This window comes from Streptosporangium sp. NBC_01639, assembly GCF_045209755.1.
Taxonomy (GTDB): Bacteria; Actinomycetota; Actinomycetes; order Streptosporangiales; family Streptosporangiaceae; genus Streptosporangium.
Genome location: NZ_CP109272.1, coordinates 1,332,832 through 1,355,893, shown reverse-complemented (window position 1 = coordinate 1,355,893; position 23,062 = coordinate 1,332,832). Strand labels below are relative to the sequence as shown.

The window sequence follows — 23,062 nt, the reverse complement described above, 5'->3', positions numbered from 1 at the left end:
GGAGAGGACTCACCTTGACGGCCCGCCCGGAGTCCGGGCGGGCCGTCAGGCGTGCGGCCTAGTCGACGAAGATGCCACCGCACGCGCTCTCCGGGACCCACTTGTGGGAGGAGATGGCATCGTTCACGGTGAACGCCTTCCCCGTGTCCTCGCCCTTGGTCCTCTTGGAGAACTTGTTGTCGGTCAGGTCGTCGGCGTAGAACTCCGACCACTTCAGGCAGGTGAAGCCGTACTCCCAGGAGTAGGCGGTGTAGTCGTAGAACGCGACCGCGTCGTAGCCGCCGCGGATGCCGGAGTTGAGCACGGAGGAGGCCATGTTGGTGGCATTCTTGACGTCGCCGCTGCCATCGCCCCAGTCGCTGTCATTGTCGATGTCGTTGCCGATCTGGTTGGCGCAGTTGATGTCACGGTAGATATGGACCTTCCCATCTCCCTCGTAGCCGCCCTGGCCGTTGTATTCGTTATTGCAGCCGGCGAACCGAGCTGTGCCCGCCGAGGCTGACGGGGCGGTGGACAGCGGGACTGTCACGCTCAGAGCCGCCAGGCCGAAGGCGGCCAGGGTCGTCCTGATAGTGCGCATGGTGAACTCCTTCGGGCGCCTCACGTGAGGCATGGTGGTTCCACGGCCGGTCGCCGCGGACGTTTGGGGAAGGCGGGGGCTCAGGCCCCCGTGCCGGTGAGCTGACCGGCTCTGGCGAGCGCGGCGTGCTCGAGGCGGCTGTGCAGGGCGAGGTCCGCGGTGTACGGCTTGCTCGCTCGGTCGCGGTACTCGCGTTGGAGCGCACGACCGGTGTCGGCGAGGGCGGACGTCCTTGCGCAGGTGGCCTCGGCGACCGCCAGCCGTACCTCCACCGCATAGGCCTTCGCCGAGGTCAGGCCCTTGGTGAGCCGTGGCAGAGCCGAGCGGATCTCAGACGGGTTCGCATAGGTGTGGCCCTCGCGACCCATGCATCGCGACCATGCCCTCAGTGCCGTGCTGAAGCGCTCGTCCTCGACAAGGTCGGGGAGGTAGAGCGGAGACAGGTTGGTGGCGATCTTGTCGACCCGGAACCAGGTCTCGCGGTCGCCGTACAGCTCCTCCTGGGCCTTGGCCTGGCACCCGCCGAGCAGACTGCTGATCGTGCCGCCTGCGGGGAGAGCGACCGACAACACCGGGGCGCCTGGGCCGCCGCTGAGTGCGGCGGTGTACCTGGCGAGTCGGGCCTTGGTCAGGCTGCCTCGGTAGCGAAGATTGGCGTTGCTCTTCTTGGTATCGAGGACCCGTTGCTGGATCCGGCTGCCGTAGCCGTTCCTGGTGGCCCAACCGACGTCATCGAGCACGAAGCCGAACCCCTGCCGCTCCTCGACACTCAACGGCGCCTGGATCCAGTAGGGAAAGCCCTCGCGAGCCATACAGGCTCTGGTGAGCCGCTCCTCGGCCTGTTGGAGCTGGATCCGCTCCGCGACGGTCAGCTCGCGCTGGACCGTCAAGTCCCCCTGCGGGGCGCACGCCGTCAGAGCCCCTGTCGCGACCGTCACAGCCACGGCCGCGCGTTTGTGCCACGCCACAGTTCCCACCCCCTTGCCCGTGCAGTTCGCGAGTCGGTCTCGGCAGCGTTCCGGTTGCATGGCAGGCACCCTTGAGCATGCTGGGGCGTCCTTTCAGGCATCGGCCATCCGGCGTCAAGAACGAGTCGGACGGTGCGGCTCCGTCTCTCACCGCGCCGGCCGCCGGCGTTCCCGTGCCGGCGATCGGTTCCAGGCCAGTTCACCAGGCGACGGTCTCGCCCGTCACCGTGTTCCAGCCTGAGCCGGAACACCCAGGTCACAGCCGCGAGAAGGTCGTCAACAGGCCCAGGCAGGCCACGCAGCCGGTGATCGCACCGCCGACCGGCAAGGGTGGCCCATCCGAGGCGTTCCCGGTCGGCGACGGCCAGGCACCGGATTGCGAGGAGCAACGGCCCGCTCTGCAGACGAGCCGCAGATGGGAACCGCTGTTCACCATCCGGCGCGGCCGGCCCCGGTGCCGGCCCGGCTGCGGAGCATGCCTCCAGACGAGCCGCCGCTGACCGGGCCTGCCCGATGCTTGGTCGTCATCGGAATCGGCGCGCGGCCGAAAACGGCAGGACAGGGCGTCAGAGGTCGAGGATGAGGTCCTCACGAGGTTGCGAGCAGCAGATCAGCGCGTTGCCGTCGGCGGGGGCCTCCACCGGCTCCGGCGAATAGCCGATCGCGCCGGACAGCAGACCGCTCTCGCAGGTGTGGCAGACCCCGGTACGGCACGACCAGCGGGTCGGCACATCGCACGCCTCCGCGAGTTCGAGCAGGCTCTCGTAGGCGAGGTTCCAGGGGACGGTGAGGCCGCTGCGCGCGAACGTGACGGCGGGCCCGGTTCCCGGCGCGCCGACGGGTGGGTGCGGGGGGCGGGCGGCTACCGGGGTCACTCCCGGCGTCAGCGCCGCCTCCGCGCCGAAGACTTCCGTGTGGACGCTCGCGGGGGCGAGTTCGGAGGCGACGAGGGCGGGCGGCAGGTCGCGCATGAAGGCGGGAGGACCGCAAAGGTAGGCGTCGGCGGCGTGCGGGACGCCGAGGCGGCCGAGCAGTTCCACCGACAGTCGTCCCGCCGTGTCGTAGTCGACTCCCCGGCGGTCGCCGGGCGCGGGGCGGCTGTAGCAGACGTGCTCGTGCGCGTTGGGAAGCAGAGCGCGAAGGCCGCCGCTCTCCGCGGCGAACGGGTGTTCCGTGCCGTCGCGCGTGCCGTACAGCCACCACACTTCGCGGGTCGAGCGGGCGGCGGCGAGGGCGTGCAGCATGGCGAGGACAGGGGTCGCGCCGATGCCCGCCGAGAGCAGCAGGACCGGAGCGTCGCCATCTTCCAGGGTGAAGGTGCCGCGCGGCGCCGCCACGTCGAGAAGGTCGCCGGCACGCGGGTGGGTGCGGAGATAGGTGCTGGCGACGCCCCCGGGCTCCTGCTTGACGCTGATCCGGTAGCGACTCTCATCAGGAGGGCCGGACAGCGAGTAACTGCGGATGACCGGTGGGCCGCCGCTCTCGGGGCGCAGCCGTACGGTGAGGAACTGGCCTGGCCGGGCGGCGGGCAGCGGCTCCCCGTCGGTGGCCTCCAGGGTCAGTGAGAACACGCTGCGGCTCTCGGCGTCGATCCGGGTGATCCGCAGCGGCCGGAACCCCACCCAGGCGGGCGGCGGCCCGGCCGCGGCGGGTGTCAGCCCCGGGTTCCCCGCCGATCCCCTCTTCGTGCCCTTGTCGTCAGGCCGGTCGAGCAGGGCACGCAGGGACGCCCGCCAGCCTTCGCTCAGTGCGGGGATGCGCAGCGCCCGCTCCAGCCGGTCGCGGGGATGCCCCGGCAGGTAGAGCAGGGCGTCGATCTCCGCGACGGACATCGCCTCCGGGCCGGAGGCGACCTTGACGATCTCGTCGCCCGCCTCCACCCGCCCTTCGGTGATCACCCGGAAGTAGAACCCGGGACGCCGGTGGGACACCAGCAGAGCCGCCATCCGCGGCTCGTTCATCCGCAGGCCCACCCGGTAGCAGGTGACCCGGGGCTGGGTGACCTCGAACACCGCCTCCCCGACGCGGTAGCGGTCGCCGACGCACACCTCGTCGTCGGGCAGCCCGTCGACCGTGAAATTCTCCCCGAACTGCCCGTAGACGAAGTCGTCGCGGCCGAATTCCTGCTGCCAGTGGCGGTAGGAGTCGATCTGGTAGACCAACACCGCGCGATGCTCGCCGCCGTGCCCCTGAATGTCTCCCTGGCCGTCCCCGTCGATGTTCAGACGGCGTACCGTGCGCGGCCCGGTCACGGACCGCTTCCACACCCCGGTGTGCACCGTCGTGCCGTGCCACGGGACGTCCTCGGGTAGGCCGACGTTGATCGACAGGAGCGTCGCCACGTGTCTTCCCCCTCACCGCGAGCCACCCGGCTTCCTTGCACGATACCTCGTTCTCGCAGGTCAGCGATGATCTCACAGCGCGATTTAAGCGGCAGGAGAGCCCTGCCCCCCGGGACGCCCGGCGCCTCAGCCGACCGATGGTCTCCCGGCCCGCGATCAGTCGCCGGAGCGCGGGGTCGGCTCGGTGCGGTCCTAGGCCGCCGGGGAGCCGACCCAGACGTCGACGACCTCGAGCATCGTGATCGGCGGTTCCGGCGGGCGGAAGCCGAGTGCCTGGGTCACCACTCGGTCGATGATCGGGTGGAGGCGGTCGTCCACGAACTCGAGGTAGGCCTGCTTGGACTCCCACACCTCCAGATAGCGCAGTCCCCGCTCGGTGCGGTGGGCGAGGTGAAGGATCATGCCGGGCGGTGGCTCGGGGCCGAGCTCCTGCTTGATACGGGCGTAGACGTCGGGGCCGATCGGAACCTCGTAGGTGAACGCGTACGACATGGCGCCTCTCTCCAATTTGATCCGAGTATGAATCGGATGAATAATGTGAGCATGCACGCTGACGACGAAAGGGTCAAGAGGCGCTATGACACGACCCGGCGCCGTGCCACCGCCGACCGCACCAGACGGGCCATCATCGATGCCGCCACCACGCTCTTCGTCGAGCAGGGATACGTGGCCACCACCATGGCCTCCATCGCCCATCGCGCCGGGGTCAACACCGACACCGTCTACACCGCCGTCGGCGCCAAGCCGGCGCTCTTTCGTCTCCTCATCGAGACGGCGCTCTCCGGGGAAGACGACGCGGTGCCCGCCGCGGACCGCGACTATGTGCGGGACATGCAGGCCGAACCCGACGCGGCGAGCAAGCTCGCCGTCTACGCGGCGGCCATCAGCCGGATCCATGTCCGGCTGGGGCCGTTGTTCGGCGTCCTGCAGACGGCCGCACCGGCCTCGCCCGAACTCGCCGCGCTGTGGCAGCAGATCGCCGAACGGCGTGCCGCCAACATGCGCCTCCTGGCCGCCGACTTGGCGACGACGGGGCAACTGAGAATCGAGGTCCAGGAAGCGGCGGATGTCATCTGGGCGACCAATTCTCCGGAGTTCTACCTTCTTCTCGTCCGCGACCGCCAGTGGACGCACGAGCATTACGAGCGATGGCTCGCCGACTCCTGGTGCCGGCTCCTGCTCACCTGAGGCGGCGCTCTCCCGCGGCGGCGCCGATGGTGCCTGCCGATAGGCCGTACGCGGTCTTGAAATCCTCGGTGTGAGGCAGCACGGACCCTGGCGGGTGGGTGCCCGCTTCGATCGCCGCGCGGACGGCGCACGTGACGGGGGCGCGGTCGGCGGGCTCGCCCGGCACCCAGGTGGTGACGATCCAGGGGCGCGGGAACAGCGCGGAAGGCTCGCCGAGGCGCTGCGGGACGGGAACCGGCAGGGGAAGGCGCGGGGCTAGGGCGGGCAGCCAGGTGTGCTCCTTGAGGAGCAGCTCATCCGCGGTCTCTCCTACCCAGGGCAACCGGACGGCGAGATCGTCGCCGAGCCGCCAGAGCTGGTTGGCCCAGCCGCGCGCGCCGAGCCGTACAGGGCGATCGGCCAGGTCGGGGTGCTGGGCGCGCAGCAGATCCCGCACCAGTTCCGCGCTGATCTCGATCTCGGTGTGAGTCACGCGGAGCAACGGTAGCCGGATGGCGGCCTGCCCCTTTCCTCCCCGGTTGACGGCCCTCGCATGCGAAACCGGCGTACAGATGGCCTCCGGTCCTGTGGTGACGAAGCGTAGAGAACTCCATCATCCCAGGCCGGAGGCCATCGTCATGTCACCGGACGGGGCGCGCACGCCAGTGGACAGGCAGCCGAACAATGATCAACCAACTTTGAAAGACCATGGCCGACTCCGTGCCGACCGGACACCTCACTCGCCGACGCGCCGATCTCCCGGCACACCACACCGGCGAATGTGGGCCTCGTGCGACCGCCCGCCCACTCAGCCGCAGTGCGCCTCGTTCAGTTGCCGCACCCCGCCCGCGACCTGCGCCCGGAGGGCGATGCACCCCGGGGCATAGACGTACACCGGACCCGCGTATTGCGCGTACATTCCGTTGTCGGCGCCGGCCCACTTCGACGCTCCGCTGAGGCCGATCGCGACCGCCTTGCGGTTCACCCGGCCGGCGTAGGAACCGTAGCCGTAGGTGAGGGCACAGTTCTTGCGCGCACTGGAGTTGTAGTAGACCTCCAGAGTGCCCGTCCTGGCGCCGCTGGCGGGGACGGCGTAGACGCCGACGCGGCTGTAGCCGCTGCCGCAGGGACCGGCCGCACTGGCCGGAGTGGCACCGGCCACCAGCCAGGTGGAGACCAGCGCCGCACTCGCCAGAGTTGCGATCTTGCTCCGAGTTCTCATGGGGTTCGTTCCTTCTGTCGATCATCGCCGCCCCATGAGACCCGTGGGCCTTATGGGGACGAAGGGTCACATGATCTTATAGGGAAGGATTTATGGCATGTTAGGTAAGCGCCGAAACGGCTTCGCCGGGTGCGGGCGGCCTGCTCGATGGTGCCGGCTCGATGTCCGATGCCCATGAGATGAGACCGGGTGCTACCTGCGGGTCATATGGCCCGCGTGCAAAGGACGGTGAGGCGTCAGTACATCGACATCCCGCCGTTGACCGCGGCCGTGGTGCCGGTCATGAAGGCATTGTCCTCGCCGGCGTAGAAGGCGACCGCCTGGGCAACGTCGCCGGGGCGTGCCAGGCGGCCCAGGGGAGTGGCGGCCACCTGCCGCTGCTTGTGCTCCTCGTCGAGCACATTCACCATGCGGGTGTCCTCCACCGGGCCGGCCTCGACGACGTTGACCGTGATGCCACTCGGGCCCAGTTCCTGGGCGAGATACCGGGCGAACTGCACCAGTGCGGCCTTGGCCGTACCCAGTGCGATCATGCCTTCCCGAGGCTGGCGGCTGAGGCCGGTACTGATGTAGATGATGCGCCCCCAGCCCTGTCCGGTCATCGCGGGCAGGACGGCTTTGGTGACCGCGAACCCCGCGCGCATCTCGCCGTCGAGTTTGCCGCCCAGTTCGTCCCACGTCATGTCCTGGAACGGCTTGACCGCGAACGGGATGAGTGCGTTGTGCACGAGCACGTCGATGCCGCCCCATGCCGCCTGGACCTGCTCGACCATGCTCTCGACCGCCGCCGCCTCACGCACGTCGGCCTGCACGGCTATGGCCTGGCCGCCCGCGGCCTCGATGCCGGCCACGACCTCGTCGGCTGCCGCGACGCTATGGAGGTAGTTGACCACCACGCGCATCCCTCCTGCGGCCAGAAGGTGCGCGGTGGCGGCACCGATCCCGCTGCTGGCTCCTGTCACCAATGCCACCCTGCCGGTCGCTCCGGTCACGGCCCCACCTCCTGCTCATCATCACGGGCCATCGGGATGACCGCCCGGAGCCGCTCAAATACCTCATGAGATGTCGATAATGGTTATTGGCTCAAATGCCAAATGAATCAGCGAGAAAGGCTTTCAAGGTGTGGAGTATGCCATCTGATTCGTGGCATATTGTCAGCGCATTTGGCTGATGCATGATCGACTCTCCACTGGAACAACAGGCAGCCTGGTCGCGCACTGCTGTCGCTTTATCGCGATGTTGCCAGACAATGGGAAATTTCATGCTGACGATGCAGGCCGCAAGGCTTTTACATGTGGGATTCCTGGCCGTTTCGAATCCAGGGCTGAGGAACCGGCGGACAGCCGTTGGCATTAATAATGATCATGGGCTGCCTCTGTAACGGATCGATCGCCGTGGGTCGATTCAGGGGTCCCGGTAGCACCGACCGTAGAACCGATGAAGCCGCCTCTGACTTGCGACGTCTCCACAGCCGGCCGACCGGGCCGGCCTGGAGCATGCCGAGGCGGGGCCGCGTCCCGCCGCGACCTCAGCTGCGCGTGCGGATCAGCATGACCAGCCCGGCGATGAACGACCCGAGCAGGACCGGCGACAGGACCGCGAGGGCGCCCCACACGACGAGGCCGAGATAGCCGAACGCGGACGAACTGTGCGTCGGGTCGGCGTCGGCGGCCGCGAACAGCCCCAGGCCGAGGACGACACCGACAACCGTGAGCGCGATCGGCGTCCACAGGAGCACATGGGCCCACACACGGTACCTCCGACTGTAGACACGCCGGGCCAACCGCACGTTCGGCTGCGGGGGATACCCGGCGGATTCGCTCATGCCCCATTTGTACCAGCCCGCGTGGGCCCCGCACCGCAGGACCGGCCGTGGCGTACCGGTAGAGGTTCGGCGTGTGGCGATCCAGGCGGCAAGGAGGAGAAGGGGTTCACGCGGGAAGACATCCGCGACCTCCTCGACGGCGGCCGCCCCGGCGAGGAGATCGCCGACATCCTGATGAAGCACATGCACATGGGGTTCAGGGACCACCCCATGGTGCAGGAGATCCTCCGCCGCATCACGGGCGCGCCGCCCTGGCCCGTCAGTCCTTCCTGCGGTCCCAGGGGTCGCCGATCCAGCCGTCGAAGGAGGGGATCAGGGCCACAAGGGCGGCTCCGAGCCGCCAGTCCAGCTCCGGTGCGTACAGACGCACCGTGTCCCCGGACGACTTGAACTCCAGCGGGACCTGCCCGCCGGAGCGCCACTTGATGCGGCGGGGGCCGCGTGGGAATGGGAAGTCGCCGCCGCCGCTGAACAGGGCGGCCACGACGATGAGCGGCAGCAGGGGCGAGCAGAGCCACCACACGCACCACCAGAAGAGCCGGCCCTTGTATCCCACCGCGTCGGGGCTGCCGGCGCGGCTGACCGTCCAGCGTGTGCGCAGTCCCTGGCTAAACGCCTTGTCGCGCGTGAACATGCCGAGCAGTTCGCCCTGCGGGCCGAGCACCTGGAACTGTGCCCGCCCACTGCCCGCGGAGACGGTGACCAGGGTGGCGACCCGCGTCTGGCGGTGCTCGTCCGCCCACAGGACGAAGGAGCGGGCTCCGCTCTTCCGGGCCGCGAGGTAGGCGGATATGCCGTTGGGCAGCAACTCGCGTTCCACATAAGCGACCGGCCGCGGAGTTCCCGATCCGTCGGAGAAGCTGATCCGGCAGTCGAGCTGCCCGCCGGGGGTGGTCCTCAGCCGCCGCAACGCTTTCAGGGTCAGAGTACTGGTCACCCGACGGGCTCCTTCACGCGTGTCTGTGTCGAACGGTCAGCACGAAGATACGCGGGAGTCGAGAAACAGCGGAACGGCCATCGGCGGTGATAACGATCTTGCTTCTCGTAGTTGCCATGAGCCGGTCGAACGTGAAGCGCCAAGAAGCCGGGACCGTCTCAAACGAGGAGCACGACCACGAAAAAGCTGCTGCGACATCCTGCCTGACCTTCCGCTGACCTGCGACGGGATACCTCGGCGCCAACAGCTGTTCCGTAAGTAGAACCGTGTGACAAGAAACATCCCTTGAGCCACCGGCGCCATGCCGCCCGGCAAGAAGAAGACTGACCGCCCCCGCGTGATCGGCCCCGCCGAGCTGGCTACGCTGAGCCAGCTGGTCGACGACGGCGCCTCGGCCGCTGGGGCCGCCCGCACGCTCAAGATCGGTCGCTCTACCGCATATGACGTTGGGTCGGACTAGCTGGGGAGGTGTTCGAGGAGGGCGAACCGCTGGGCGAACGCGGACAACTCCTCGCGTTGCCGGTCTGGTTCGGTGGCGGTGGCACCGACGACGATGCGGGTCACGCCTTGCGCGGCGAATGCCTCCACCTGTTCGACGGTCATGTCGGTCGACCCCGATCGTGTGTACTCCAGCGTTTCTGGGCTACGGCCGGCTTCGATGGCGGTCGATCGGGCGAGGTCCATCTGGATGGCGCGCTCGTCCGGATCGAGCGCGCCGCCGGGGAAGTAGCCGTCGCCGCGTCGTCCGGCGCGGCGCGCGGCCGCCCGGCTCGATCCGCCGATATGGATCGGCAGGTGGGCGACCCCATAGGGCTTTGGGAATTGGCACAGGTCGTCGAAGGCGAAGAACTCCCCGGCGAAGCTGACACCGTCTTCGCCGCCGGCCCAGAGCAGCCGCATCACGTCGATCGCCTCGTCGGCACGACGGCCGCGGGTGCTGAAGTCAACCCCCACCGCCCGGGCCTCACCGGGCAGGGCGCCGAGCCCCACGGTCAGCAACCGCATCCGCCCCTTGGACAGCACATCGATGGTCGCCAGACGCTTGGCGAGGACCACCGGATGGTGGTACGGCAGTAGCAGCACACCTGTCCCGAGCAGGATTCGTCGCGTAGCCGCGGCGACGAAGCTCAGGCAATCGAGCGGATCGAAGTACGGCAGCGACGGCGGGAGCTCAAAGCGCCCGACCATCGCACCGGGATACAACACGATGTGCTCGGGCAGATACAGCGACTCGAAGCCGCAATCTTCGGCATGCTGGGCGTAGGCCATGAGCTTGTCAGGGTCGACGCCGTAGTAGGGCGTGCTGTAGCTGACTGCGAACTTCATCGTCGTCCCTTCGGTTGGTCAGCCGATGCGATGGAGGGGCAGTCGCCGGTCGGCGTGGCCGGTACTGCGGCGGCATCGTGGCCTCGCCGTGCGTCGACGACCTCCCCCACTCGCCTGTCGCAGCCACGCTAGAACCTTGTCATCAGCGTCAAGGCAACCTGCGCCCCGTCACGGCTGCGGGAAGCGGCCGATCTGGCCGCAGCGCGCAAGCTGAGGCCGATCCACCCGGCGAGGAGGGCCCACACGAGTCCGGATCCCGGGTAGGGGCCGGTATACGGGCCCCCACGTGATCGCTGAACTGTGAGCGCTACGGCCGGGTGGTGTGCCGGCGCAGCGTTTCGGCCAGGGAGACGTCCAGGTAGAAGAAGGAGTTCGGCCCGGTGTGGTCGCGGCGCAGCGCGGCCAGCATCGGCGCGTACCGGCTCGCGTGCAGGATGCCTTCGATCAGGACGTGGTAGCCGCGATCCAGGCAGTGGCGGGCGATGGTGTCGATGAGCTCGATGTTCGCGCCGCCCGGCGCGTCGCGCTCCCGGAGGATGTCGCGCCGGATGGCGTCCTGGCCGACCACGGCCAGGTCGCGGTCGCGGGTGGCCTGCAAAGCTCGTGCGGTGCTGGTCTTGCCCGAGCCGGAGTTGCCGCGCAGCACGATCAGGTGGGTGGAACCCGGGGACCTGTCAGCCATGCCGGAGCCTCTCACCGATCGTTCGGGGCGGACCCGTCCGAGTTCACACCCAGGAGATGATGAGCCGGGTCTGCGGGCGGTCGAACGTGAACCGGCCGGGAACCTGCTTGACCGGCTCTCGGGTGTCGGCGGGCTGGACCTCGAACTCGACGGACCGGGACCGGAAGTCCCGATCCCAGATACGGATCTGGTCGGCGACCTTGCCGGCCAGGTCCGCGCCGCCGGAGCCGTGGCCCATGACGCCGATGTCGTACATCTGTTCCGTGTCATCGGCATCCGTGTCACCCTCGATCGGGCGGAACGTTATGTAGGCGAAGTCGCCCTTGTCGAAGGTGGCCATGCTGCCCCAGCGGAACCGGGTTTTGACCAGGCCGCTGTCGATGGCTGAGCGCTCTACGGTCATCCGGCTGAGCACGTTGTCCATCGTGCAGGTCAGCCACAGGTACATCCACTCGAATGTCTCCATCTTTTTGAACGGCACCCCCGTCCATGCTTCGACGCAAGGTCGGCTGAGCACACCGGAGAGGGCAGTCGCGTCGACGGTCTGCTCCTGGTGGGCGGTGAAGGTCACGGCCTCATCCGCGGTCAGCGAGACGGTGCGCTGCGGGTCGTCGGCGACGCCATTGCGTAGCGGCATGAATCCGCACATCGCGCTGGTACGGCTACGCCACCGTCCGCCGTCGTACTCGAACATGACCGAGCGGGACACGCCACCGCGCAGCCGTAGCGGCACGACGAGTCGGCCGTCCGGGGCGAGCTGCTCCAGCCAGGGCAGGGGCAGGTCGTAGGCGCCGACCGTGGCGACGATCCGATCGTAGGGGGCGCCGTCCGGGTGGCCGAGCGCGCCGTCACCGAGAAGGACGTCCACGTTGTCGACGCCGGTGGCCGCCAGGTTCCGCCGGGCGTCGGCCACGAGGTCATCGTCGACGTCGATCGTGGTGACCCGTCCGCTGTCGCCGGTCAGGTGCGCGAGCAGGGCCGCGTTGTAGCCGGTGCCCGCACCGATCTCGAGGACCCGCTGGCCTGGTTCGACTTCGAGCTGCTCCAGCATCACCGCGACGACGCTCGGCTGGGAGGCGGCGCTGATCGACTCTCCTGCGTCGTCGTGCTTGGTGGGGACCACCTCGTCGGCGTACGCCTTCTGCACCGGCACCCTGGGCACGAACAGGTGGCGAGGCACGGCACGCAGCGCCGCCTCGACTCGCTCGCTGCGCACCGCGCCCTGCTCGCGCAGCTGGTCGACGAGCGCATCACGCAGCCGCTCGGCAGCGACCTCTCCGGTCGTCTCGGTGTCCGTCTCGCCGAAGGTGGTACGGCCGGCGCCTGCCCCAAGGGGGGATATGCCGTCTTCCTGCTCGGCCATGACTCCTCTTTCCGTCGTTCGGCTGAGGTGCTCTGCGTCGCGTGACGATCCCCGTCCGAAAGGCCGGACGGACGTGCAGGGCGAGCCCACTCCTTCGGCCGCCCGGAGGCGCGGCTTTCCGTTCGGGTACGCCGACCAGACTGCGGCATACGGAGAGCCCCGGCAATGGTTCTCGACCCCGGCCGCCGATCAGGCTCGGCCGCGCCGTTGGAGGCGGTCACCCCATGGATGGTCTCCGTATACCCGGCACCTCGGGCAGAGCCGCCGGCTCCCAGGGACCCCGGGGAGTCTCAGTGCGCTTCACGCTGGGAGGCTAACGTGGCTCCGCCCCATCACTACACGGCAAAGTCGCAGTAACGGTGCCAGAGGCGGCGATTGTCACAGCAGACCCTGGCGGTCACGCGTCGCCGAGCCGCACCCGCCGGCCGTACCCGGCCAGCAGCCGGTCATTGTGGACGTCGCCACCTGGGGTATTGGCCGACCTGAATACGGGCGGCGCTACGCCCTCGGCGACGTACCGGCCGGCCACCTCGGCGACCAGGAGCTGGGCGATCAGGACACCGGTGAGGTTGGAGACCGGGCAGACGGCGTCCCCGCCGGGCAGCTCCACGGTCGCGTCACCGTACGGCGCGCCGTTGTCGATGACGACGTGGGCCAGGTCGGCAAGCCTCTCTCGCCCGGTGATCCGGTTCGTGTGCGCGCGGGAGGTGATGGCGATCACGGTGTGCCCGCGGTCGGCGGCGAGGCGGGCCATCTCGACGACCGAGGCATTGCCGCCCGAGTTCGAGATGATCACGAAGACGTCCTCCGGCCGGATGTCGGCCAGCTCCCAGATCCGCTCCGCCAGGCCGGGCTCGCGCTCGATCTTCGGGTCGAGGATGGCCGCGGGGGCGGCGTCGCCGTAGTAGACGACGTCGCGGATGCCGAGCTGGTTGGCGGGGACCAGTCCGCCGGCCCGGCCCACCAGCTCCAGGGCGACCGACCTGGAGTGTCCGGTGCCGAACGCCTGGAGCACCCCGCCTGCACGCAGCGAACGGAAGATCATCTCTCCGGCGCGCGCGATCGCCTCGTGCTCTCCGGTGAGCAGCCGGTCGACCGCGGTCCGCGCGACCTCCGCATACGCTGTCTGGCCGTTCATGGTTCCTCCGGGGTGTCGAGGTCGTGCAGCAGGTCTGCGACGGTCGTGGCGAGGTGTTCGGCGCTGCCGGGCGCGACCCGGCCGGCCAGCACCTCGTACTCCTGGCCGGCGTAGGCGGCGGCTGTCGGCAGGTAGCCCGGATAGCCGTTGACGTATCCCAGGACGAACGTCGGGTCCGGTCGCGTCCGGCGGACGGCCTCGCCCGTGGCGACGAAGGGCTCACCCGGCAGGGCGGCCAGCGCGAGCCTGCCGAGGCGTACGGCGCTCACCTCGGCGGTGATGTGCGCGGGCTCCGGCGGATTTTCGGCCGGTGGATGGGCGGTGCCCGTCTCGGCGGTGCCGGGTGTGCGTTCCGGGGCCGCTTCGGTGAGGAGGCGGGCGCCTTCCAGGCGGCTCAGGGCCATACGCGTGGCGATCGCGTCGCCGGTGGCGCGGGACCGCTCGTGGGCGGCGCGCAGCTCGGCGAGGAGGGCCTGCGGGTCGGCGACCGAAGAGCCGCGGGCCAGGGAGCACCGTCTCGACGCCCAGCCGATCGCGTCGCCGGGGCCCCAGGCCTCGGCGGTGGGGGCGGCGTCGAGGAGTTCGGCGCACCGGTCGGCGACCAGGCCGCCGAGCCGGTCGAGTTCGGCGGCGTCCTGGCCCCGGCGGGTGTGGCGGGTGCTGACGTCGCCGGCCGTACCGGTCGCGACCAGGACCCAGACGTCCGGCCCCAGCCGTACCCGCACGGCCCCGCGCACCGCACCGACCAGGTCGGCGCTCACCAGGAGATTGCCGGCGGGCAGCACCGTGGGGTGAACGGGGAGCACGACCAGGACGCCCGCCGGGCGGCCCGCCGGATCCCGGACGGCCAGGACGTCCAGCGGCACCAGGGGCTCGGCCGACGGCACGCCGCGGGCGGCGCCCACGTCGCGTAGTCCGCCCTGGTGAGCCGAGCCCGCCGCGGGCCGTTCGGCGGCCATCGCGCGAGCGAGGGCGGTGCGGGTGGCTTCGACGATCCGGTCGCGCCAGGGCTGCGGCGTCGGCCCGCCGCCGGGCACGCACCCGGTCTCCGGACCCGCGTGGGTGTGCGTCGCGGCCAGCCACAGCTCGCAGGTCGCCGAGACCGCCTGCCTGGCCTGCCGGGCGAGGTCGTCGTTGACGCAGATCACGTCCGCGACCGCCAGGGCGAAGCGCCGGTGCCCGTCGAACCAGGTGATCACGCCCACCTGCAGCGGGTCGAGCTCGCCGGCCGAGTCACCGGGCCGGTCGAGGTAGCCGCCCATCGGCGTGCCGGGCGGGACGGGCAGGGGGGCCGCCCCGTACCCGACTCTCATCGCTCCACCGTCCGGATGAGCGTCCGGTAGTGGCCGAGCTCGGTGGTGGCGGCGAGGAGGGCGGCGCCCGCGAGGCCGTCGCCCTCCGGGGCCGTAGGCAGGGCCCGGGGCAGGCGGGCCGTCAGCTCGGCCTCGAAGGCCGCCCGCAGGGCCGGCGCGCGGAGCAGGCGGCCGGTCCAGGAGACGGGCACCGGCTCGTCACCGGGAAGGCAGTGGGCGGCGGCGGCGACGCTGGCCGCGAGCTCGCGGCCGGCCTCTTCGGCGATCGCCCGCGCGGTCGCGTCCTCGGCGGCCAGGTCGAGCACATGGACGGCGAAGCCCGCGACCTGGGCGACGGCATCGGAGGACAGGTAGAGCCGCTGGGGTGCGGTACCCAGGTCGCCGAACACCTGCCGGGCGCGGTCGGTGAGCGGGCCCGGGGCCGCGCGGCCGTCGAACCCCCGGTAGGCGGCGTCGAGGCCGCGCCGGCCGATCCAGAAGCCGCTGCCCGCGTCGCCGTACAGGTATCCCCAGCCGTCCACCTGCCGGGTACGGCCGTCCGGGGCCACTCCCAGGGCGATCGCGCCGGTGCCCGCGGCGAGGACGACGCCCGGGCGACCGGCGAAGGCGCCGGCGTGCGCGGTGATGACGTCGCCGGTGAGCAGGGCGCGCCGGGCGCCGATCCCGGCGAACAGGTGCTCGGCCAGCTCCCGGTCGGCGGCCGGCCCGCCCAGCAGCGTGGTGAGCCCGAGGCAGACCGTGCCGACCGGACCATCCGGACCGTCCGGCAGGACCGAGGCGTCAGGGGCGAGCGCCGGAGCCAGCGCCCGCCAGGCTGCCAGCACCTTGCGTGCGACGTCGGCGACCGTGGATCCGCTCGTGTAAGCCAGGCCCGGTTCCTCGTGGATCAGGAGCACCCGCCCCTCGGACGCGAGCGCGAGTCGCAGCCCGCTCTTGCCACCGTCGACCGCCAGTTCCATGCGAGGAAGCCTAATTTCGGTGCAGACCTTAATTCAATAGCTTGCGCGATTATTTCCAGATGTCTCGTTTATGGTCGCGACCGATATGTCTGGCGTCGATATTCGGTGGGCGAGCAGCCGACGTGGCGCCGGAACACGCTCCGCAGGGCCTTCGCGCTCAGGTAGCCCGACTCGGTGGCGACCACGTCGACCGGCAGGGCGGAGGTGCTGAGCAGGGTCCGCGCGTGGCGCAGGCGCAGCCCGGTGAGATGGCGCAGGAACGTGGTCCGGCGCTCCTCCGCGAACAGGTGCGAGATGTAGAAGGGGCTGGCGGAGATCGCCTCGGCGACCGTGGAGAGCCTGAGCCGGGGATCGGTGTAGTGCGCGGTCAGGTAGCTCTCGGCCATCGTGAGGATGTCCTTGGCGCTGTCGCTCGGCACCAGCCGCCTGATGGTCTCCTCCAGCCAGATGTGCAGGTAGGAGCGCTCGTGAATCTCGGTCACGGTGATCAGCCGTTCGACCGGCAGCCGGGCGCAGGCGTCCAGCCAGTCCGTGGAGCCGCCGGTGAGCCGGGAGCGGTTGACCACGTCGACGACGAACAGCAGCTCGCCCATGAGCCAGCTGCGCAGGGTCTTCGGGTCCAGGTCGCGTTCCTGCAGGCACCGGTCCACCCAGCTGGAGAGCAGCCCGGCCGCACCGCCGGCGTCGCCGATCTGGATCCGGCGGGCCAGTTCGGGCTCGATCCGCACCGGCGGCGGCGTGCCGGGCCGGTCCGGTGCGGGCGAGGTGATCACCTGGTCCCCGCCGAGCAGGAGCTTGTAGGAGTTCGTCCATCGAGCGCCCTGCTCGGCCGCCTCGACCCCGCCCGGCCCGTGGTGCGGGGTGCCCAGACTGACGGTCGCGGTGAGCTCGGTGTCACGCACGATGCGGGTGCGCAGCTCCTCTGCCAGTCCGCCCGCGTCGGTCATGAGCGTGTGGGGGTCGTCTCCGGTCAGGAGCACGAGCCACTCGTCGGGAGGCATCGAACGGCAGCTCGCCGCCGTCCGGCCGTACGTCACCGCCTGCACCGCCTGCTCGGCCCGGTCGAGCTGGCGGCGGGCCCACGGCTGCCCGCGCGACCGCCGCGAGGCGACGAAGTCATCGATGTCGACCAGCGCGGCGACCGTGAAGGGCGCGTTCATGCGCCGAATAATACTATTTAGGCGGTCCTAAATGTAACCCTGTTCACCAGTGTTCCGACACCGGCCACCGTGGCATGCATGACGTCTCCCTCCTGGAGCGGAGCGATCCCGGCGATGGTGCCGGTCGCGATGAGGTCGCCGGGCTCCAGCGTCATCCCGTCCGACAGGTCGGCGATCAGCTGGGGGATCCCGAACACCATCTGCTTGGTGTTCGCCCGCTGCCGCACCTGGCCGTCCACCTCCAGGCGGAGTTCGAGCGCCTGGGGATCGGGCACCTCGTCCACGGTGGCGAGATACGGCCCCGCGGGGGCGAAGGTGTCGAACCCCTTGGACTGGTCCCACGGCACGTTGCGGTCGATGTTCGCCAACTGCAGGTCGCGGGCCGTCATGTCGTTGATCACGGTGTAGCCGGCCACGGCCTCCCGCCAGCGCTCGGCCGGCAGGTCCCGGGTCACCGACCCGATGACGACGGCCAGCTCCACCTCGTGCTCCAGATGCCTCGTCCGGGCCGGCGCCACGACCGGACGGTTGTGACCGGTCAGCGAGGACGGCGGCTTGAAGAACAGCACCGGCGAGGGCGGCACCTCCAGTCCGCTCTCCTCGGCGTGCTCCACGTAGTTGAGTGCCAGGCAGCAGATCTTGGTGCAGGTGGCCACCGGCGGCTCGAACAGCACCGCCGACTCGTCGAGCAGCGAGGACGCGGTGCCCCAGAGCCGATCCACCTCCTCGGTGAGCCGGTCGAGCCCGAACCGGTTCAGCAGGGCCACCGGATCGGCGGGCCCGTCAAGGCCGGACAGGCTGAGCAGTTCGCCGCCCTCGCGCCAGGCCACGACTTCGACTTGGTCGGCGGGAGTCCGCCGGATACGCCCGAGAAACACGGCTATTCCTTCCTGAGGGTTGTGCCCAGCTCACCAGCTCGGTCTGGGTGTCACAAGAACCCATCCTTGCGATGACGACCCCTTCTTTGCGCTCTTCCTTGTCCGCGGTGGGCGATGCGCCCTTTGATGGTCCCCATGACCCGCAATCTGGACGTCAGCCGCGACCTCTACTCCACCGCGCAGCAGTACCTGGCTGGAGGGGTCTCCAGCGACGCTCGCCGCACCACCGGCGTCCCGCTCTACGTGGATCGCGCGCAGGGCGCGCATCTCTGGGACGTGGACGGCAACGCCTACATCGACTACGTCCTGGGCCAGGGGCCCGCGCTGCTCGGGCACTGCCCGCCCGAGGTGGTCGAGGCGATCTCCGCCCAGGCCGCACGGGGCATGGTCTACTCGGCTCAGCATGCCGCGGAGGTCCGGGTGGCCGAGCGGCTGTGCGCGATGGTGCCCTCGGCGGAACGGGTCCGTTTCAACACCGTCGGCTCCGAGGCGGTCCACGCCGCGCTCCGGCTGGCGCGCGGCTTCACCGGCCGTTCCAGGATCCTCAAGTTCGAGGGGCACTACCACGGCTGGCTGGACCCCGTCCTCTACAGCGTGCATCCCGCCCTGGACCTGGCCGGCCCGGCAGACACCCCCGTCGCCGTGCCCGGTACGGCGGGCCAGCAGGAGGGCCACGGCGAAGACCTGATCGTCTGCCCGTGGAACGACATCGAGGCCCTGACCCGCCTGATGGACCGGTACGGTGCCGAGATCGCCGCGGTGATCACCGAGCCGGTGCTCTGCAACACCGGGTCGATCCTGCCGGATCCCGGATACCTCGAAGCCGTACAGAAGCTCTGCGACCGGCACGGCAGCCTGCTGATCTTCGACGAGATCATCACCGGCTTCCGGCTCGCACCCGGCGGAGCACAGGAGTACCTCGGCGTCACCCCGGACCTGTCGGTGTTCGGCAAGGCCATGGCCGGGGGCATGCAGGTGTCGGCGCTCGTCGGCAAGGCCTCTGTCATGGACCACATCTCGACGGGGAAGGTCGCCCACGCGGGCACGTTCAACTCCCACCCCGTCGGCATCGCGGCGGCCGAGGCGACGCTGCGCATCCTCGACGAGCAGCGCGACGAGGTCTACGGCACGCTGTTCGCCCGTGGCACGGCCCTGATGGAGGGCATCAGGGCCGCGGCGGAGAAGGCGGGCGTGCCGCTGCTCGTGGACGGTCCCGGGCCGGTCTTCCAGACCTACTTCACCGGCGCGGGCGCAGTACGGAACTATCGCGACTTCGCCGCGACCGACCGGGCGATGATGGCCCGGTTGCACGCGGCGCTACTCGACCGCGGCGTCAACATGGTGCCGCGTGGCCTGTGGTTCCTGTCCACCGCGCACACCGAGGCCGACATCGACGCCACCGTCGACGCCTTCGCCGGGGCGCTCCAGGCTCTCTGACCGCCGGGTGCGGCATCGCCCCGATCAGGACAGGAAACCGGCCACGGCGTCGAGCCAGGCACGGGGCCGGTCGACGTGGGCCATGTGGCCCGCCTCCTCGATCACCACGGCCCTGGCGCTGGGGATCAGCTTCACGGTCTCCTCCGCCAGGGCCGCGGAGAAGGTCATGTCCTGCCGGCCGTGGAGCAATGGAATCCGGTCACCTGGCTTTCCGGAGCCGATCAGGGCGATGATCTACAGGGAGCGGTGATGTTCCCGTTCCTGAACGTGCTGGAGTGTGAAGATGACCTTTCACGACATCGACCCCCGCACGCCGGTGATCGTGGGTGTCGGTCAGTCATCCGAGCGGATCGGCGAGCCCGGCTACCGGCGCCTGTCACCGGTGGAGCTCGCCGCCGCGGCGGTCCGCGAGGCCATCGCCGACACCTGCGCGGAGGCCGCAGCGGTCGCCGCCGCCGTCGACACCGTGGCGGGAGTGCGCCAGTTCGAGATCTCCGGGCCCGGCGCCCCCGTCCCGCTGGGCAGGTCCACCAACTATCCCCGTTCCGTCGCCGCCCGGGTGGGGGCCGACCCCGGCCGGGCGATCCTCGAAGTGGTCGGCGGGCAGGGGCCCCAGCACCTGGTCAACGAACTCGCCGCGACGATCGCGGCGGGGTCCTCGCAGACGGCTCTCGTCTTCGGGTCCGAGGCGATCTCGACGGTGCGGCACCTGGCCGGGGCCGAGGACAGACCGGACTTCGGCGAAACCGTGGAGGGCGACCTGGAGGACCGCGGTTACGGCCTTGAGGGCCTGTTCTCCCCGTTCCAGGCCGCTCACGGGCTGAGGGGCGCGCCGAGCCAGTACGCGCTGTTCGACAACGCGCGCCGGGCCCGCCTCAAGCAGACGAGGGAGGAGTACGCCGCCGGGATGGGGGCGCTGTTCGCCCCGTTCACCAAGGTCGCCGCCGCCAACCCGCACGCCGCCGCCCCCATCGAGCGCAGTGCCGAGGAGCTGGTCACCCCGACCGAGAAGAACCGGCTCGTCGCCGAGCCGTACACCCGCTACGTCGTCGCCAGGGAGAAGGTCAACCAGGGAGCGGCCGTCCTGCTGATGTCCGTGGCCGCCGCCAGGCGCCTCGGTGTCCCCGCGGAGAAGTGGGTCTTCCTGCACGGCCACGCCGATCTGCGCGAGCGCGACCTGCTGGACCGGGGCGACCTCGGCACCAGCCCGGCCGCCGTGATGGCCGCCCGGCACGCCCTGGACCTGGCCGGCATCGGCGCGGAGGATCTGGCCGCCATCGACCTGTACAGCTGCTTCCCGATCGCCGTCTCCAACGTCTGCGACGGCCTCGGCCTGGCCGCCGACGACCCGCGCGGGCTGACGGTCACCGGTGGCCTGCCCTTCTTCGGCGGCGCGGGCAACAACTACTCGACGCACGCCATCGCCGAGATCGTCCAGCGGCTGCGCGCGCGGCCCGGCTCGTACGGGATGGTGGGGGCCAACGGCGGATCGCTGAGCAAGTACTCGGTCGGCGTCTACTCGACCACCCCCACCGAGTGGCGCCCGGACGGCAGCGCGGCGCTGCAGGCCGAGATCGATGCCTGGCCCGCCGTCGAGCAGGCCGTCCGGGCCGATGGATGGGGCACGATCGAGACCTACACCGTCAAGCACGGACGCGGCGGCGACCGCACCGGCATCGTGATCGGCCGGCTGGAGGCCGACGGCCGCCGCTTCCTGGCGATGACCGCCGAAGGCGACGAGGAGACGCTCGGCCTGCTCGGCGTCGGCGAGCCCGTCGGCCACCGCGTCTACGTCCGGTCCTTCGGCGCCGGTAACCGGGTGACCACCGACGACACCAGGATGGACGAGCTATTCCCGCTCTGACGGCGTGACGGAGACCCCGGACGTCGTCCCCTTCCGGCGGGCGTGCGGGACCACCATGGGGGTAAGCGTCTGAGGATCGGGCACGATGTCGCACGCCAGCCCGAAGACGTCTTCGACCAGCTGCGACGTCAGCACCTCCGGCGGAGGGCCCTGTGCGATCACCCGGCCTTCGTTCATCACGATCAGGTGGGAGGCGAAGCGTGCGGCCTGATTGAGGTCGTGCAGGACGGCGACGATGGTCTTGCCGTCCTCGTGCAGTTCACGGCAGAGCTCCAGCAGGTCGTACTGATGGGAGATGTCGAGGAAGGCGGTCGGCTCGTCGAGCAGCAGAAGGTCCGTCTGCTGCGCCAGCACCATGGCGATCCAGGCGCGTTGGCGCTGACCGCCGGACAACCGGCCTGCCTGCGCCTCGGTGAGGTCCCGAATGCCCGTCCGATCGAGGGCGAAGCCGATGGCGGCCTCGTCGTCGGGCGACCACTGGCGCAGCAGCGTGTGGTGGGGGTAGCGGCCACGCCGTACCAGGCCGCCCACGGTGATGCCGTCGGGTGCGATCGGGTTCTGCGGCAGCAGGGCCACCTGGCGGGCGGCCTCCCGGCCCCGGTAGGACCAGAGGTCGCGCCCGTGCAGCAGGATGGTGCCCTGAGCGGGCTTCAGCACCCGGGCGAACGCCTTGACCAGAGTCGACTTGCCGCACCCGTTCGGTCCGATGATCATGGTGAACTCGCCGTGCGGGATGTCGAGGCTGACGTCGTGGACCACGGGGGTGCCGTCGTAGGAGATCGTCACGCCCTGTGCGGCCAGTCCGGTCTCGCTGCTCACAGGCTCCCCTTCTTCCATTCGCGGGTCAGTAGGTATCCGAGGTAGAGGCCGCCGACGGCCAGCGTGTAGATGCCGACGGGCAGGTTGCCCGAGATGGGCAGCTGCTGTGCGGCGAGGTCCGCGAGCACCAGCAGCAGTGCGCCGACCAGGGCGGCCAGGGTCAGGTGCGGGCCGGGCAGGCGGGTGAGGCGTCTGGCGATCTGGGGGGCCGTCAGAGCGATGAACGCGATGGGTCCGGCGACCGCGACGGCGACCGCCGACAGGACGATCGACAGCGTGACGGCGACGGCTCTGGCCTGCCTGGGTTCGGCGCCGAGCGAGCCGGCGAGTTCGTCGCCCATCTCGGAGACGGCCAGGCGCCGGGCGAAAAGTGTGATCAGCGGCACCACGGCCAGCAGGACCGCCCAGATCGTGGCGGCGTGTTCCCAGGAGCGGGTGGCCAGGCTGCCGTTGACGTACGCGGTGAGGACGGTGGCCTTGTCCCGCTCCACGGCGTAGACGACATACTGCGTGAACGCCGTGGCGATCGCGTGGACGCCGATGCCCGCGACGATGAGCCGCCCGGGGTCGCGGAATCCGGAGCCGGTCGACACGTACACCAGCGCCATGGCGATCACCGCGCCGGCCAGGGCGCCGCCCGGGGCCGGGAGCACGTCAGGCAGGAGCAGCACGACGACCGCGGCGCCCGCTCCGGCGCCGGCGCTCAGCCCGATCACGTCCGGGCTGCCCAGCGGGTTGCGGGTCACCGTCTGGAACAGTGCGCCGGACAGGCCGAGTGCGGCGCCGGTGCCGACTGCCACGACCAGACGCGGGCCGCGGAGCCGTTCCAGCACGAACGCCTGCTTGCCGGTGGCGCCCTGCGTGAGCGCGCTCACCAGGTCGGACGGGGCGATGCCGAGCCGGCCGAGCGAGAGCGTGGCGACGGCGGCGACGACCGTGAGCGCGGCCACGACGATCGCGGCGACGACGGAGACACGGGCGACCGGAAGCGCCACCGAGCGCCCGATCGTGAGGTGGCCGCGCCGTGCCGGGGTCATCGGATCTCCTTGAGCGTGGCGGCGCCGGGCTGCGGCCGCGGGGAG

23 protein-coding genes are annotated in these 23,062 nt (G+C 70.3%); 3 read left to right on the top strand and 20 right to left on the bottom strand.

Going from position 1 to position 23,062, the window contains the following annotated elements; all coding sequences use genetic code 11:
* Window positions 1-58: 58 nt before the first annotated feature.
* From OHA77_RS06110 to OHA77_RS06095, 4 genes are all read right to left on the bottom strand, one after another.
* Window positions 59-580, bottom strand: a complete 522-nt coding sequence (locus OHA77_RS06110) for a hypothetical protein (protein WP_326821641.1) — start codon at window positions 578-580, stop codon at window positions 59-61.
* A gap of 80 nt (window positions 581-660) precedes the next feature.
* A complete protein-coding gene (locus OHA77_RS06105) occupies window positions 661-1,524 on the bottom strand; it encodes a hypothetical protein (RefSeq protein WP_406316736.1) in 864 nt (287 codons plus the stop codon).
* A gap of 590 nt (window positions 1,525-2,114) precedes the next feature.
* Entirely contained in the window at window positions 2,115-3,890 is a 1,776-nt protein-coding gene (locus OHA77_RS06100; RefSeq protein WP_406316735.1) for an MOSC domain-containing protein, read from the bottom strand.
* Between the two features lie 192 nt (window positions 3,891-4,082).
* Window positions 4,083-4,382 carry a hypothetical protein gene (locus OHA77_RS06095; RefSeq protein WP_406316734.1) on the bottom strand — a complete coding sequence of 100 codons (300 nt, stop codon included), beginning with the start codon at window positions 4,380-4,382 and terminating at the stop codon, window positions 4,083-4,085.
* Window positions 4,383-4,433: 51 nt separating this feature from the next.
* On the opposite strand from OHA77_RS06095, the gene OHA77_RS06090 reads away from it, so the two are divergent.
* Complete coding sequence (locus OHA77_RS06090) at window positions 4,434-5,078, top strand: TetR/AcrR family transcriptional regulator (RefSeq protein WP_406316733.1); 645 nt, start codon at window positions 4,434-4,436, stop codon at window positions 5,076-5,078.
* On the opposite strand, the gene OHA77_RS06085 is transcribed toward OHA77_RS06090, so the two are convergent.
* From OHA77_RS06085 to OHA77_RS06025, 13 genes are all read right to left on the bottom strand, one after another.
* Window positions 5,071-5,550, bottom strand: coding sequence for a phosphotransferase (locus OHA77_RS06085; protein WP_406316732.1), 480 nt, complete (start codon window positions 5,548-5,550; stop codon window positions 5,071-5,073). The two genes, OHA77_RS06090 and OHA77_RS06085, sit on opposite strands and share 8 nt — an antisense overlap.
* A gap of 315 nt (window positions 5,551-5,865) precedes the next feature.
* Complete coding sequence (locus OHA77_RS06080; RefSeq protein WP_406316731.1) at window positions 5,866-6,279, bottom strand: hypothetical protein; 414 nt, start codon at window positions 6,277-6,279, stop codon at window positions 5,866-5,868.
* 236 nt (window positions 6,280-6,515) lie between these two features.
* Window positions 6,516-7,271 (bottom strand): SDR family NAD(P)-dependent oxidoreductase, encoded by a 756-nt coding sequence (locus OHA77_RS06075; protein WP_406316730.1) that lies wholly within the window; start codon window positions 7,269-7,271, stop codon window positions 6,516-6,518.
* Window positions 7,272-7,807: 536 nt separating this feature from the next.
* Window positions 7,808-8,104, bottom strand: a complete 297-nt coding sequence (locus OHA77_RS06070) for a hypothetical protein (protein WP_406316728.1) — start codon at window positions 8,102-8,104, stop codon at window positions 7,808-7,810.
* A gap of 259 nt (window positions 8,105-8,363) precedes the next feature.
* The gene (locus OHA77_RS06065) at window positions 8,364-9,041 is read right to left on the bottom strand and encodes a hypothetical protein (protein ID WP_406316726.1); all 678 of its coding nucleotides are present in this window, start codon (window positions 9,039-9,041) and stop codon (window positions 8,364-8,366) included.
* A gap of 456 nt (window positions 9,042-9,497) precedes the next feature.
* Window positions 9,498-10,367: a TIGR03619 family F420-dependent LLM class oxidoreductase gene (locus OHA77_RS06060; RefSeq protein ID WP_406316725.1), complete on the bottom strand. Its 870-nt coding sequence runs from the start codon at window positions 10,365-10,367 to the stop codon at window positions 9,498-9,500.
* A gap of 307 nt (window positions 10,368-10,674) precedes the next feature.
* The gene (locus OHA77_RS06055) at window positions 10,675-11,049 is read right to left on the bottom strand and encodes an AAA family ATPase (protein WP_406316724.1); all 375 of its coding nucleotides are present in this window, start codon (window positions 11,047-11,049) and stop codon (window positions 10,675-10,677) included.
* Window positions 11,050-11,092: 43 nt separating this feature from the next.
* Window positions 11,093-12,412 carry a methyltransferase, FxLD system gene (fxlM, locus tag OHA77_RS06050; RefSeq protein WP_406316722.1) on the bottom strand — a complete coding sequence of 440 codons (1,320 nt, stop codon included), beginning with the start codon at window positions 12,410-12,412 and terminating at the stop codon, window positions 11,093-11,095.
* A gap of 397 nt (window positions 12,413-12,809) precedes the next feature.
* Window positions 12,810-13,550 carry an SIS domain-containing protein gene (locus OHA77_RS06045; protein ID WP_406316720.1) on the bottom strand — a complete coding sequence of 247 codons (741 nt, stop codon included), beginning with the start codon at window positions 13,548-13,550 and terminating at the stop codon, window positions 12,810-12,812.
* Complete coding sequence (locus OHA77_RS06040) at window positions 13,547-14,863, bottom strand: hypothetical protein (RefSeq protein ID WP_406316718.1); 1,317 nt, start codon at window positions 14,861-14,863, stop codon at window positions 13,547-13,549. Before OHA77_RS06040 ends, OHA77_RS06045 begins: the two co-directional genes overlap by 4 nt.
* The gene (locus OHA77_RS06035) at window positions 14,860-15,822 is read right to left on the bottom strand and encodes an N-acetylglucosamine kinase (protein ID WP_406316717.1); all 963 of its coding nucleotides are present in this window, start codon (window positions 15,820-15,822) and stop codon (window positions 14,860-14,862) included. The genes OHA77_RS06040 and OHA77_RS06035 overlap by 4 nt, the downstream gene beginning before the upstream one ends.
* Window positions 15,823-15,890: 68 nt before the next feature.
* Entirely contained in the window at window positions 15,891-16,982 is a 1,092-nt protein-coding gene (locus tag OHA77_RS06030; RefSeq protein ID WP_406316715.1) for a helix-turn-helix transcriptional regulator, read from the bottom strand.
* Window positions 16,983-16,999: 17 nt separating this feature from the next.
* A complete protein-coding gene (locus OHA77_RS06025) occupies window positions 17,000-17,860 on the bottom strand; it encodes a fumarylacetoacetate hydrolase family protein (protein WP_406316713.1) in 861 nt (286 codons plus the stop codon).
* A 135-nt stretch (window positions 17,861-17,995) separates the two neighbouring features.
* Here OHA77_RS06025 and OHA77_RS06020 point away from each other — a divergent pair, with 135 nt between their 5' ends.
* Complete coding sequence (locus OHA77_RS06020; RefSeq protein WP_406316712.1) at window positions 17,996-19,297, top strand: aspartate aminotransferase family protein; 1,302 nt, start codon at window positions 17,996-17,998, stop codon at window positions 19,295-19,297.
* 24 nt (window positions 19,298-19,321) lie between these two features.
* Here OHA77_RS06020 and OHA77_RS06015 read toward each other — a convergent pair whose 3' ends face one another.
* Window positions 19,322-19,465, bottom strand: coding sequence for an alpha/beta fold hydrolase (locus OHA77_RS06015; RefSeq protein WP_406316711.1), 144 nt, complete (start codon window positions 19,463-19,465; stop codon window positions 19,322-19,324).
* 115 nt (window positions 19,466-19,580) lie between these two features.
* Here OHA77_RS06015 and OHA77_RS06010 point away from each other — a divergent pair, with 115 nt between their 5' ends.
* Window positions 19,581-21,161 carry an acetyl-CoA acetyltransferase gene (locus tag OHA77_RS06010; protein ID WP_406316710.1) on the top strand — a complete coding sequence of 527 codons (1,581 nt, stop codon included), beginning with the start codon at window positions 19,581-19,583 and terminating at the stop codon, window positions 21,159-21,161.
* Here OHA77_RS06010 and OHA77_RS06005 read toward each other — a convergent pair.
* The gene (locus OHA77_RS06005) at window positions 21,147-21,998 is read right to left on the bottom strand and encodes an ABC transporter ATP-binding protein (protein ID WP_406316709.1); all 852 of its coding nucleotides are present in this window, start codon (window positions 21,996-21,998) and stop codon (window positions 21,147-21,149) included. The two genes, OHA77_RS06010 and OHA77_RS06005, sit on opposite strands and share 15 nt — an antisense overlap.
* Complete coding sequence (locus OHA77_RS06000) at window positions 21,977-23,017, bottom strand: FecCD family ABC transporter permease (protein ID WP_406316707.1); 1,041 nt, start codon at window positions 23,015-23,017, stop codon at window positions 21,977-21,979. The genes OHA77_RS06005 and OHA77_RS06000 overlap by 22 nt, the downstream gene beginning before the upstream one ends.
* Window positions 23,018-23,062: the final 45 nt, after the last annotated feature.

Excerpts from the sequence above, each read along its gene's own strand:
- OHA77_RS06045 (WP_406316720.1), bottom strand. The coding sequence starts at position 13,550 with ATGAACGGCCAGACAGCGTATGCGGAGGTCGCGCGGACCGCGGTCGAC.
- OHA77_RS06070 (WP_406316728.1), bottom strand. The coding sequence starts at position 8,104 with ATGAGCGAATCCGCCGGGTATCCCCCGCAGCCGAACGTGCGGTTGGCC.
- OHA77_RS06095 (WP_406316734.1), bottom strand. The coding sequence starts at position 4,382 with ATGTCGTACGCGTTCACCTACGAGGTTCCGATCGGCCCCGACGTCTAC.
- OHA77_RS06055 (WP_406316724.1), bottom strand. The coding sequence starts at position 11,049 with ATGGCTGACAGGTCCCCGGGTTCCACCCACCTGATCGTGCTGCGCGGC.
- OHA77_RS06000 (WP_406316707.1), bottom strand. The coding sequence starts at position 23,017 with ATGACCCCGGCACGGCGCGGCCACCTCACGATCGGGCGCTCGGTGGCG.
- OHA77_RS06015 (WP_406316711.1), bottom strand. The coding sequence starts at position 19,465 with ATGACCTTCTCCGCGGCCCTGGCGGAGGAGACCGTGAAGCTGATCCCC.
- OHA77_RS06080 (WP_406316731.1), bottom strand. The coding sequence starts at position 6,279 with ATGAGAACTCGGAGCAAGATCGCAACTCTGGCGAGTGCGGCGCTGGTC.
- OHA77_RS06035 (WP_406316717.1), bottom strand. The coding sequence starts at position 15,822 with ATGGAACTGGCGGTCGACGGTGGCAAGAGCGGGCTGCGACTCGCGCTC.
- OHA77_RS06030 (WP_406316715.1), bottom strand. The coding sequence starts at position 16,982 with ATGAACGCGCCCTTCACGGTCGCCGCGCTGGTCGACATCGATGACTTC.
- OHA77_RS06010 (WP_406316710.1), top strand. The coding sequence starts at position 19,581 with ATGACCTTTCACGACATCGACCCCCGCACGCCGGTGATCGTGGGTGTC.
- OHA77_RS06110 (WP_326821641.1), bottom strand. The coding sequence starts at position 580 with ATGCGCACTATCAGGACGACCCTGGCCGCCTTCGGCCTGGCGGCTCTG.
- OHA77_RS06020 (WP_406316712.1), top strand. The coding sequence starts at position 17,996 with ATGACCCGCAATCTGGACGTCAGCCGCGACCTCTACTCCACCGCGCAG.
- fxlM (WP_406316722.1), bottom strand. The coding sequence starts at position 12,412 with ATGGCCGAGCAGGAAGACGGCATATCCCCCCTTGGGGCAGGCGCCGGC.
- OHA77_RS06060 (WP_406316725.1), bottom strand. The coding sequence starts at position 10,367 with ATGAAGTTCGCAGTCAGCTACAGCACGCCCTACTACGGCGTCGACCCT.
- OHA77_RS06040 (WP_406316718.1), bottom strand. The coding sequence starts at position 14,863 with ATGAGAGTCGGGTACGGGGCGGCCCCCCTGCCCGTCCCGCCCGGCACG.
- OHA77_RS06005 (WP_406316709.1), bottom strand. The coding sequence starts at position 21,998 with ATGGAAGAAGGGGAGCCTGTGAGCAGCGAGACCGGACTGGCCGCACAG.
- OHA77_RS06090 (WP_406316733.1), top strand. The coding sequence starts at position 4,434 with ATGCACGCTGACGACGAAAGGGTCAAGAGGCGCTATGACACGACCCGG.